At 67.1% G+C, this 12,136-nt stretch carries 5 protein-coding genes and 2 pseudogenes; 2 read left to right on the forward strand and 5 right to left on the reverse strand.

All coding sequences use genetic code 11. The features are described 5' to 3' along the window. The first annotated feature begins 114 nt into the window (after positions 1-114). Complete coding sequence (locus ACFU53_RS23355) at positions 115-7,017, forward strand: polymorphic toxin-type HINT domain-containing protein (protein ID WP_383995577.1); 6,903 nt, start codon at positions 115-117, stop codon at positions 7,015-7,017. Between the two features lie 63 nt (positions 7,018-7,080). On the opposite strand, the gene ACFU53_RS23360 is transcribed toward ACFU53_RS23355, so the two are convergent. The 4 genes and pseudogenes from ACFU53_RS23360 to ACFU53_RS23375 all read right to left on the reverse strand — a co-directional run bounded on the left by ACFU53_RS23360 (position 7,081) and on the right by ACFU53_RS23375 (position 9,937). Beyond that, positions 7,081-7,533 (reverse strand): DUF5959 family protein, encoded by a 453-nt coding sequence (locus ACFU53_RS23360; RefSeq protein WP_383995580.1) that lies wholly within the window; start codon positions 7,531-7,533, stop codon positions 7,081-7,083. Positions 7,534-8,829: 1,296 nt separating this feature from the next. Next, a pseudogene (locus ACFU53_RS23365) lies at positions 8,830-8,943 on the reverse strand (hemerythrin HHE cation-binding protein); the annotation flags it as partial. Positions 8,944-8,966: 23 nt separating this feature from the next. Continuing rightward, positions 8,967-9,401, reverse strand: coding sequence for a chromate resistance protein ChrB domain-containing protein (locus ACFU53_RS23370; protein ID WP_383995583.1), 435 nt, complete (start codon positions 9,399-9,401; stop codon positions 8,967-8,969). After that, positions 9,398-9,937 (reverse strand): Chromate resistance protein ChrB, encoded by a 540-nt coding sequence (locus ACFU53_RS23375; protein ID WP_383995586.1) that lies wholly within the window; start codon positions 9,935-9,937, stop codon positions 9,398-9,400. The genes ACFU53_RS23370 and ACFU53_RS23375 overlap by 4 nt, the downstream gene beginning before the upstream one ends. A gap of 242 nt (positions 9,938-10,179) precedes the next feature. On the opposite strand from ACFU53_RS23375, the gene chrA reads away from it, so the two are divergent. Then, positions 10,180-11,583: a chromate efflux transporter gene (gene chrA, locus ACFU53_RS23380; RefSeq protein WP_383995589.1), complete on the forward strand. Its 1,404-nt coding sequence runs from the start codon at positions 10,180-10,182 to the stop codon at positions 11,581-11,583. A gap of 82 nt (positions 11,584-11,665) precedes the next feature. Here the strand turns inward: chrA and ACFU53_RS23385 are convergent. After that, positions 11,666-11,992 (reverse strand): annotated as a pseudogene (locus ACFU53_RS23385) (response regulator transcription factor); the annotation flags it as partial. Between the last annotated feature and the right edge of the window lie 144 nt (positions 11,993-12,136).

A 12,136-nucleotide genomic window follows, 5' to 3' on the forward strand; every position in this document is an offset into this window, starting at 1 on the left:
CGTCTCACGACGTCTGACAACCGCTGACGACTCCTGACCCGAGCCGTCCACCCGGGTGCCCGGACCATCGGGCACCCGGGCACTTTCCACACCCATACGGGAGGGGGAGCGCGCGTGCGCGCATCTCGCAGACACAGAACACACCCCTGGGCCAAAGCCCTCGGTGTCACCCTCACATCAGCCCTGACCATCACCCTGCTCCAGGGCACCCCGGCTCTCGGTGACGACCCCGACGAGGCACGGGAGAAGCGGCGTCCGAAGACCCAGGACGTCGCCTCCACCCCGGTCGTCGAACAGGACGGCCAGGCCACCCCGCTCAAGCACACCAAGGCGTACGGCAAACCGCTGAACCTCAAGGCCACCTGGCCGAAGGCGGGCAGCGCGACGGTCGATCTCGCGAACTCCAAGAAGCGCGGGGCGCTGTCGAGTGCCAAGGCGAGCTCGCTCCCGGTCCGTGTCGGCCCGCCCAAAGGCATGACCCGTTCCACGATGGCGGCCGCCACGCCCACCCGCGCCAAGGTGGACGTCCTCAGCCACGCCGCCGCCCAGAAGGCGGGCATCGACGGCCTGTTGCTCAAGGTGGCCCGGGCCGACAGCCGCACCACGAACGGCAAGGTCTCCGTCGAGGTCGACTACGCCGCCTTCGCCCAGGCCTACGGCGGCGACTGGGCCCAGCGACTGCGCCTGGTCGAACTTCCCGCCTGCGCGCTGACCACGCCCAAGGCGGCCAAGTGCCAGAGCGTCACCCCGCTGAAGACCGACAACGACGTCCGTGACCAGCGGCTCACCGCCGATGTGGCGGCGCTGTCCGCTGCCAAGGCTCCGCTGCTGGCGGTCGCCGCCGGACCTGCGGGCGGTTCGGGTTCGTACGCCGCGACCTCGCTGGCCCCCTCGGCCTCCTGGCAGGTCGCCGGCCAGACCGGCGGCTTCACCTGGCAGTACCCGCTGCGTGTCCCGCCAGCCGTCGCGGGGCCCTCCCCGCAGCTGGGCCTCGGCTACAACTCGGCATCCACGGACGGCCGTACGGCCTCCAGCAACAACCAGACCTCCTGGGTCGGCGAGGGCTTCGACCTGAGCGCCGGTTACATCGAGCGCTCGTACCGCTCCTGCACGGAGGACGGCCACGACGAGGCCGGGTCGCAGAAGTACGACCTGTGCTGGCACTCCGACAACGCCACCATGAACTTCGGCGGCCGGGCCGGTGAGCTGGTCAAGAAGGGCGAGAACGAGTGGCGGCTGAAGCAGGACGACGGCACCCGGATCGAGCGTAAGTACGACGGCTTCAACTCCGACAACAACGACGAGTACTGGGTCGTCACCACCACCGACGGCACCCGCTACCACTTCGGCAAGGGCAAGCGCGAGTCGGAGGCCGCCGATACTGAGGGCACCGGCGCCACCTTCGAGGTCCCGGTCTTCGGCGACGACAAGGACGAGCCCTGCCACGCTGACACTTTCAAGGACTCCCGCTGTCAGCAGGCCTGGCGCTGGAACCTGGACTACGTCGTCGACGTGCACGGCAACACGATGACGTACTACTACGGCACCGAGACCAACAAGTACGACAGCGTGCGCGGTGACAAGGTCGTCTCCTACGATCGCGGCGGCTGGCTCAAGCGGATCGAGTACGGCGAGCAGGCGGGCAAGGAGAACACGACCACCGCGCCCTCGCAGGTCGTTTTCGACGTCGCCGAGCGCTGCACCGGCGCCGCCGCCGACTGTGAGCCGGGCGATCTGAAGGAGTCCACCGCCAAGCGCTGGCCGGACGTCCCGTTCGAGCAGATCTGCACCTCCGACACCGAGTGCAAGGACCAGTGGTCCCCGACCTTCTTCTCCCGCAAGCGCCTGGCGAAGGTCACCACGCAGGTACTGGGCTCGGACGGCAAGACGTACGGGGACGTCGACGAGTGGGAGCTGGCGCACAAGTACCAGAGCGCCGACACCACCCACGCACCTGCCCTGTGGCTGGAGTCGGTCACCCACTCCGGCAAGGACGGTGCGCACAAGCTCCCGAAGGTCACCTTCTATGAGCGGCAGGACGCCAACCGCGTCGACACCGACTCCGACGACCGCCTGCCGATGTACAAGTGGCGCATCCGGGCGATCCAGTCGGAGACGGGCGGCACGATCTCGGTCAACTACAAGCCCACCGAGTGCACCCCCTCCAACCTCCCCACCCCCGAGACCAACACCAAGCGCTGCATGCCGTCCTTCTGGTCGAAGGAGGGCACGGTCGGGGAGAAGGAGGACTGGTTCCACAAGTTCGTCGTCGACACGGTGATCGAGGACGAGGTCACCGTCACCGGCCCCAACAAGGTCACCTCCTACGACTACTCCGGTGCCGCCTGGGCCTTCGACGACAGCGAACTGGTCAAGACCAAGAAGAAGACCTGGAACCAGTGGCGCGGCTACCGCACCGTCACCATGAAGACGGGCGAGGCGGGCAGCAAGCAGCTGCGTACCGAGACCACCTACCTCCAGGGTATGGACGGCGACCGGGAGAAGGAGTCCGGCGGGACGAAGTCGGTCACGGTCACCGCCTCCGACGGCACGAAGATCCGTGACGACGCCCGCCACCAGGGCTTCGTCGTGGAGCAGCGCAGCTTCAACGGCGATACGGAGATCACCGGTTCGGTGAGCACCCCGTGGAAGTCCGAGCCCACTGCGACGGAGGGCAAGGACGACGCGAGCTTCGCCGCCGTCAAGTCGGTGAAGACCCGCACCGCCCTCGACGACGGCAAGGTCCGCCGCGCCGCCATCGAGCACTTCTACGACTCGTACGGCATGCTGGTCCGCTCCTCAGACTCCGGCGACCTGGCGGTCGAGGACGACGACACCTGCACGACGAACGCGTACAACCGCAACACCGACGCCAACCTGCTCACACTGCTGAAGCGCGTCACCGTCGTACCCGTGAACTGTGACGACGGCGCGCCCACGTCCTTCAAGGGCGAGGCGATCTCCGACGTCCGCACCTGGTACGACAACCGCGACACCTACGGCACCACACCCACCAAGGGCGACGTGGTCCGCAGCGAGAAGGTCAAGGGCTACACGGCCGACGGCACCCCGCAGTACGTGACCACGTCGACCGCCAAGTACGACGCGCACGGCCGTGTCGTGGAATCCGCTGACCAGGCGGGCAACGCGACGAAGACGACGTACACGCCGACCACCGGTGGCCCGGTGACCGGGATGAAGGTCGAGGACCCGCTCGGCAATACCACCACCTCCACGGTCGACCGGCGCTGGGGCTTGGTCACCGCCACGGTCGACGCCAACAAGCAGCGCACCGACCTGGAGTACGACGCCCTCGGCCGCCTGCTGAAGGTCTGGCTCCCGGGCCGCGCCAAGGCCACGGACACCCCGAGCCTCGAATACGCCTACCTGATCCGCAACAACGCTCCCGTCGTCACCACGACGAAGTCGCTGTTGCCGAACGGCTCGGTGGCCACCAGCCACCAGTTGTCCGACGGCCTGCTGCGGCCCCGCCAGACCCAGACCCCGGCTGCCAACTCGGGACGGGTCATCACGACCACCGAGTACGACAGCCGCGGCCTGGCGGTCAAGGAGATCGGCCCCTTCTACAACACGGCGGCCGTCGGCACGACCTTCGTGAACGTCGCCGACGCCTCAGAGGGCACGCCCCGGGAGACGGAGACGGTCTACGACTCGGCGGGCCGGGCGACCGACTCGATCTTCCGCGTGGCCGGCACCGAGAAGTGGCGCACCAAGACCGCGTACCACGGCGACCACACGACGATCGACCCACCGGCGGGCGGCACACCCACCGCGACGTACACCGACGCACAGGGCCAGACGACCAAGGTCCTGGAGTTCAAGGCGTCGTCTCCCACGGGCGCGGCGGACACGACGTCGTACGACTACGACGCGGCGGGCCGCCTCACCGAGGTCAAGGATCAGTCGGGCAACCTCTGGGCGTACGACTACGACGTACGCGGCCGTCAGACCAAGTCCGTCGACCCGGACGCGGGCACGACGTCGGTGACGTACAACGACCTCGACCAGCTGAAGTCGTTCCGTAATCAGCGCGGGGGCACCCTCACCTACAACTACGACAAGCTGGGCCGCCAGCGCTCGCTCTACAACGGCGACAAGAAGCTGACGACCTGGGAGTACGACAGCGCGACTGTCCCCAACGGCAAGGGGCGTCTGGCCTCGGCCACCAAGTGGGTGGGCGGCGATGCCTATTCGAACGCGGTCGACGCCTATGACGTGGCGGGCCGCCCGACGAAGATCTCGGTGACGATCCCGGCCGCCGAGGGCAAGCTGGCCGGCACCTACTCCTCGACGGCGTCGTACAAGCCGGACGGTTCGATCGACGAGGTCGGCGTCCCGGCGGCCGGTGGGCTCCCGGCGGAGACGATCACCACGGGCTACACGGCGACCGGCCTGCCGTCCTTCACCCTGGGCAACTCGACGGACTACGCCCGCGAGACCCGCTACTCCAACTACGGCGAGATGCTCCAGCTCACCCTGGGCACCGCCAGCGCGGACAAGTACACCTGGCTCACCAATACCTACGAGGAGGGCACCCGGCGCCTGGAGCGCGCCCGCATCGACCGGGAGATCGTCAAGACCCCCGACTCCGACACCACCTACGGCTACGACGCCACCGGCAACATCCAGAAGATCGCGGACGCCCCCGAGGGCAAGCAGCCGGACGTCCAGTGCTTCACCTACGACTACCTGCGCCGCCTCACGGACGCGTGGACCCAGACGACGACCGCCTGCGCACCCAGCGCCGGTGAGGCAACCGTGGGCGGTCCGGCCCCGTACAGGCACTCCTACGCGTACGACGCGGCGGGTAACCGCACCGGCGAGGTCCGCCACGCCACCGGCACGACCGGGGACGCGGCGATCACGCAGACGACGACGTATGTGCCGAAGGCCCAGGACATCAAGGGCGGCACGCATGTCCACGCGCTGAAGTCGGCGGAGGTGCGTACCACCACCGCGGGTAAGGAGGTGACGGCAGCTCAGACCTTCCAGTACGACGAGGCGGGCAACACCGTCCGTCGCACCAAGGCGGCGACGGACCTTTCTCCGGCGGTCGACCAGAAGCTGGACTGGGACGAGGAGGGCCGCCTGAGCGCGGTCACCCCGTACCTGTCCGGTGACAACCTGGACGAGGCCAACAAGACCTCGTACGTGTACGGCCCGGACGGAAGCCGCCTGCTCCGCAAGGAGAAGGGCGCGGTCACGCTGTACCTCGGCAGCCAGGAGATCCGCCTCGACACGGTGAAGAACACCCTGTCGGGCACGCGCTACTACTCCCACGCCGGCAAGAAGATCGCCGTACGGACGTCGGCCGGAGTGACCTGGCTGGTCGGCGGCCAGAACGGCACCGCGGAGATCGCCATCAAGGCGGCGGACTCGGCGATCACCCAGCGCCGCACCTTGCCGTTCGGTGAGGTGCGCGGGGCGAAGCCGACGGCGGGCGCGTGGCCGGGTGACAAGTCCTTCGTGGGCGGCACGGCGGACGCGACGACGGGGATGATCCAACTCGGCGCCCGCGCGTACGACCCGGCGACGGGGCGGTTCCTGTCCGCCGACCCGCTCTTGAATGTGGGCGACCCGCAGCACCTCAACGCCTACGCGTACGGCCGTAACAACCCGCTGGCCTTCCCGGACCCGACGGGTCTGTACTGGGGCGAGTCCTGGATCAGCCCGATCGGCCATGGCGCGTTGGACGTCGTGGGTCTGGTCCCCGGCTTCGGCGAGCCGGCCGACCTGCTGAACGGTCTGTGGTACACGGCTGAGGGCAACTACATCGACGCGGGCCTGGCCTACGCCTCGGCGATCCCGATCGCGGGCTATGCGGCGAGTGCGGCGAAGGGCGCGCGATACGTCAACAAGGCGGTGGACGCGGCTGACACGGCGACGGACGCCACCAAGGCGACTGAGAAGACCCAGGACGCGGTCGACGCGGCCGACAAGGTCACCCCGCCGGTCACTCCGAAGCCGAAGGAGAAGCCCGCCCCGGCACCTCCGGCCAAGGCAAAGGAGGCTCCCCAGGCCAAGAAGGGCGACTCCGGTGGGAAGAAGGGCGACGGCGCGGAGAAGAAGTCCGACACCGGAGGGGGCAAAGACTCGGACGCACCCGCACAGGGTGGCTCCTGCAAGACGGACAACAGTTTTACCCCCAGCACGCTCGTCCTGATGGCGGACGGCTCCACCAAGCCGATCGAGGACGTTGAGATCGGCGACAAGGTTCTGGCGTCGGACCCCGAGACCGGCGAGACGACCGCCGAAACGGTCACCGCCGAGATCAGGGGCGAGGGCGTCAAGCACCTGGTCGAGCTAACTATCGATACGGACGGCGACACAGGCACGTCCACGGACACGATCACCGCGACCGACGGACATCCCTTCTGGGTGCCGGAAGTCGGCGCATGGGTCGATGCCACCGACTTGAAGAGTGGCCAGTGGCTGCGCACTGGTGAGGGCACGCTCGTTCAAATCACGGCAGTCAACCGTTGGACGGCGACGGACCAGACAGTCCACAACCTGACTGTTGCCGACCTGCACACGTACTTCGTGCTGGCGGGTGCGACTCCGGTCCTGGTCCACAACTGCGGCGGCGAGATCGACTACGGATCGATAGATGCGGACGGTCGCCGGTCAGGGGTCGTCGCGATCGTCACTCCCTCGATGCTGAGCACCGGGACCAAGGCGGCTCGCAGGATGGGGGACGATCTGCCGGGCTTTGTGAGCGGAGCCAACGGAGACGCTCGCGGGCATCTTCTGCCGAGGGCCCTTGGGGGATCAGGGACCACGAAGGAGAACATCGTCCGAACGACTGAATCCATCGACAACGGCGTCATGAATGAGTTCGAGAAGAAGATCGCGGCTTATGTCGGATCAGGAAACGGGCACACCATCATGTACTCGGCGACACCGCACTATCGCCCGGGCAGCAATGTTGCCCATGCGGTGACGATCGAGGCATTCGACGACGCCGGTTGGTACATGGGGCAGACGTTCAAACAGTGACAACGAACCGATGAACGTTGTGGGGGTGGGACCGCTTTGTCGGCCCACCCCCACCTGCTTATCTCAGTTCTTCCACTTGTAAGATCCAGGTGACGTCTCCATGACCTCTATGGGCCACGTTTTCACTACTTCCTCGAGGAGTCTCCGCTGGTCCTGAACCCATCCGGGATGCAGGGCCATGGGAATAGAGGCTTTCGCGCTGGAATCCGAGGTGTCTTCGATGACAATAGTTGAGTCGTCATTGTCGCTTCTCGCGCATTCGATTCTGATCGTGGGCCCGTTGCCCATGTCCAGCCATTCGGCGTCCTGGCCGTTTTCGAGCGAGTTCAGAGCCGAGGACCACTGCTCCAGATTAGAGAGGAGGAAATAGACACGGCAACGGCCGCTGATGAAATTGGTGCCCACGATTACTTCGGCTACCATCAGATCGTGCGCCGGTAGGATTCCGGGTGTTTGGCGGCCCAGGAGATGCAGTCGGACGCTGTTGCTGCTGTCGGACAGGTTGATTAGGTCCATTTCACCCTTCTCGTATGCCAGGGGGCACTCGTGGCTGTGCCGGGATCTGTTCATGTCTGTTTGACAGGTCAGTCGTGACCAGGCGTGAATTACATGAAAGCATCTTCTTGCGGGTGAGGGAATAGCTCTTCGTTGCTTACGGGTAGAATAGATTGATGCCGGGGGTGGTCTCGGTGTAGAGGTATTGAACTGGATCCACCGCGTGAATTCTGCGACGAATTACACGAGGAGCCTCAGGACGTGGCAGGCAGCGGCTAGGCTGAGTGCTACGGAAAGGCCTCCGTTGAGCAACCCGCCGGTGGATGGCTTGTGGAAGCCCCACAGTGACCTCCACTCGTCCGTCCGACCGGTCGACAGTATCGTCGGCAGCCCGGCAGCAGTCTCATGGGTCGGTCGGCGAGAGCCTGACCGGTGGACAGCCGGTGGACAGACGCCTTTGGACGGTGCGTCACGGGGTAGCATGAGTCAACCTGCTGGACGTGCTCTGATCTGGAAAAACGTCACCACGCAGCACGGCGAGACACCAGGCAACATGATCGCTCACGGTCTCGTAATGCGTAGGTCTCGGGTTCGAATCCCGAAGGCGGCTCCATGGTGAACCCCAGGTCAGGCCTCTGACCTGGGGTTTTATGTTTCAGATGACCTTGGAATGTGGGTCAATCGGGCATGTGCGATCTACGCATCGTAATGCGTAGGTCGAAGGTGTGATTTCTGTGTTGACGCAAAAGAACTAAGCCTCTGACCTGGTCTTTTGTCTGTTTGGGAGACGTGGATCAAGTTCGCGCGAAGGGCCCGGTGGACAACCGGTGGACAGGCGTGCGTGACACTCCATCAGGGGTCTGTCGCTGCCCGTCGGGCGACGGATGAAATGCACCGGTCTCCGACGGGGCGATCGATGTCGTCGGGACTGTCGGGTCCTGACAGATCTTCCGTCCGCCTTGGATGCTTGTCTTACCGACGCGGATGCCAGCTGCCGCTCGGACATGTCGCCCGGTCTTCCACCGCACCAGTCGACCGGCCCCGGACCAGTCTCGGCTCCCCCGTTTTTTCGCGCGGATGTGGGAGCCGTTCACGCGCGCGGGACCAGTCGAGTTCGCCGGCCGCGTTGAGATCAGAGAGCGGGTTGCGGTGTACCTGGTCGAGGACCACGCCGCTGATGTCCTGGCCTGCTTGGGCGACTTGCTTGCCTATGCGCCGACAACCCGGGCATCGAGGCGAGGGTGCGCTGGATGGTGATGCCGGTCCGCTTTCGTGGCCATCGACTCCGGCCGGTGGTAGCGGAATCGACGGTCGGGAAAACCACTTTTTCTCCTCTTCCTCGACATGGTGGCGCACGTTCTCCATGAGAACGCTCATCTTGGCGTCGAACCGCTCGTCGGCCGGGTCGAGGCCCTTGAGTTCGGAGAGCAGACCCGCGCGCTGCAACCGGCTGGTCAGGCGGGTTCGCGGCCAAGCAGTGTGGCGCGCCGGTAGTACTCGTACAGCCCGTCGAAGAGCGGCTTGGTGACGGTCATGGTGTGCTTGTCGTCGCCGATCATGGACAGGCCGCGCAGGACGATGTCCAGGCCGAGGGCTTCGGGGGCGTGGAAGCGTTCGTCGTCGAGGTCGGCCTCGTGGACGATCTCGGCGATGCGGTTGAGGGCGGGGTCGGTGGTGAGGTCGTAGCGGTGCAGGATGGTTGCGAAGCTGCAGTTTCCGTGGTGGTGGCCGAGTTCGACGCCGCGCATGTCGAAGGGGGTGGCGTCGGCGGGGACTTCTGTCGGGTCGTTGACGAAGACGAACTCGGCGGCGGGGTCGACGAAGCGGCGGATCAGCCAGGCGCAGGCGGCGCGGTCGATGTGGATGCCGGCGCGGGTGGCCCACTTCATGCGGGGTGCTCCTCGATGTCGGGCTTGTTTTCGGATGTCCCGGTGTTGGCGGGGTGCAGGGCCTCCACCGCGGTTTCGGCGGCGCGGCGCTGTGGCGGGGGAAAGTGGTCGCGGCGGTGGATGCGGCGCAGGTCGGCGCGGAGTCGGCGCAGGGTGCGTTGCCGTTCGTCGTCTTCCTGATGGCGGGCTGCCTCGGCCTGGGCGAGTACCTGTTCGTACTCGGCGGCACGGGCGTCGGCCATGGCCTGGGCGAGTCGGCGTTCCTCGGAGATGGCGGCCGGGTGGGCGATCCACAGGGCGGCGGTACCACCGAAGTCGGTGATCTCGTCGGCGATCCACTCCAGTTGCTCGCGGGTGCGGGCGTCGGCGGGCAGGGCGATCAGGCCGTCGCTGAGCTGGGCGACGCCGAGCCGCTTGAGCTTGCGCCAGACGGTGATGCGCGGTGTGGAGGGCTCGCGGGGCAGGCGGTAGGACAGCAGCACCCACCGGCCCGTACCGCTGGGTGCGGCCGGTTCCGGGTGGTCGTGACCGGTCACGTGGCGAGTCCTGAGCTGTGGCGGTTTCCCATCGCCGCGAGAGTGCGCCGCCAGGCCGGCCCGGTTGTGGCCGGCGATCGCAACGGACTGTTCACGTTCACCAGGACCAGGCTCCCTTCCTCCGCACGACATCATCATGTAACCATGGTTGCACTCCAAGGTAAGCGGGTGATCGCCGTCCACTGGCACATCCGGTCCAGCCCTGGCGATCTTGCTCATGGACCGGACGGAGACCTCCGCGGATGACAGCCACCGACCGCCCTGCGTTCCAGTTGCCGGGGAGTACGCCCGAGCGCGGTGATCTCATACCGTTCCGCCAGGCGCTGCGGACCTGGTTCGCGATCTCGCTGCAGACCTTCGGCGGTCCGGCCGGGCAGATCGCGGTGATGCAGCGGACGTTGGTGGAGGAGAAGCGCTGGATCGGTCAGCAGCGCTTCAACCACGCCCTGAGCTACTGCATGCTGCTGCCCGGCCCCGAGGCCCAGCAGCTGGCGATCTACACCGGCTGGCTGCTGAACGGCACCCGGGGCGGCCTGGCCGCCGGCACCCTGTTCGTGCTCCCGGGCGTCGTGGCGCTGCTCGCGCTGTCCGCGCTGTACGTGGGCCTGGGTACGACCATCGCGGTCACCGGACTGTTCGCCGGCCTCGCCCCCGCGGTGGTGGCCATCGTCGCCCAGGCGGTGTGGCGGGTGGGCCGCCGCTCGCTCACGCACCCGCTGCTGGTGGGGCTCGCGGTGGCGTCCTTCGTCGCGCTGGCTCTGTTCCAGGTGCCGTTCCCGGTGGTGATCATGGTCGCCGGGGCAGCGGGGTGGCTGATCGCCCGGTGGGCGCCTGGTGTTTTCGAGCCTGCCGCGCACGGTGCGGGCGATGACGGACCTCCTCCGCTGATCCCCGACGACGCCCTGCACCATGAGCGTCCCAGTCGCCGTCGCGCACTGCGCATCGTGCTGATTGGTCTGCTGCTGTGGGCGGTTCCGGTGGCCGCCGTTGCCGTACTCACCGGATCGGGGAGCGTGTTCACCACTCAGGGGCTGTTCTTCTCCGGCACCGCCCTGGTCACCTTCGGCGGCGCGTACGCGGTGCTCGCGTACGTCGCTCAGCAGGCCGTGCAGACGTACGGCTGGCTGAGCGCCGGCGAGATGGTGCGCGGCCTGGCGCTGGCGGAGACCACGCCGGGGCCGCTGATCATGGTGGTGCAGTTCGTCGCGTTCCTGGGCGCCTACCGCGATCCCGGCTCGCTCGATCCCTGGGTGGCCGCGCTGCTCGGTGCGCTGCTGACCACCTGGGTCACCTTCGTGCCGTGCTTCCTGTTCATCTTCCTCGGTGCTCCCTATATCGAGCGCCTGCGCGGCAACCGGCATGTCTCCGCCGCGCTGAGCGGTATCACCGCCGCGATCGTCGGAGTCATCGCCAATCTCGCCCTGTACTTCGCCGAACACACCCTCTTCACCACCGTCGATGACCACACGTTCGGCCCGCTGCACCTCGCGGTGCCGGACCTCGCCACCTTCCGCCCCGTCGCCCTGGGGATCGCGATCGTCGCCGTCGTCCTGATCTTCCGGGTGCGCTGGAGCGTCCTGCGCACCCTGGGCGTGTGCGCCGGCCTCGGCCTGACGGCGGCGCTGGCCGGGCTGACCGGGAACTGACCTGGTCCACACCTCCGGTCCTGTTGCCGTTCTGGAGGGCGCGTCCGTAAGGTGCGTCGGGCGACTGCTGCTCCATGACTCGCAGCACGTCCTTGACCAGGAATCCGGCTGCGCCGGCGCGCAGCGCGTTGAAGACGTACTCGTCCAAGCCGTAGTTGGTCAGGATGACGACGTGCACGCCGGCCAGGGCCGGATCGGCGGCGATGCGCCGGGTTGCCTCGATGCCGTCGACGACCGGCATCTGGATGTCGATGAGCGCGACGTCGGGCAGGTGTTCTTTGGCGAGTTCCAGGCCCTGCCTGCCGTCGGCAGCCTCGGCCACCACCCTGATGTCGTCCTCAAGGTCGAGGAGCGCGCGGAATCCGCTGCGGATGAGTGGCTGGTCGTCGACCAGCAGGACACGGATCATGACGTTCGGTCCACGGGAAGTTCGGCTTGGACGGTGAAGCCGCCTCCGCCGCGCGGTCCGGCGGGCAGCCGGCCGCCGAAGGCGGTGACGCGTTCGCGCGCTGTGTCCGGCGACGACGTTGAACAGCAGGTTGGTCGGGGTGAC

This window comes from Streptomyces sp. NPDC057474 (genome assembly GCF_042802555.1).
GTDB lineage: Bacteria > Actinomycetota > Actinomycetes > Streptomycetales > Streptomycetaceae > Streptomyces.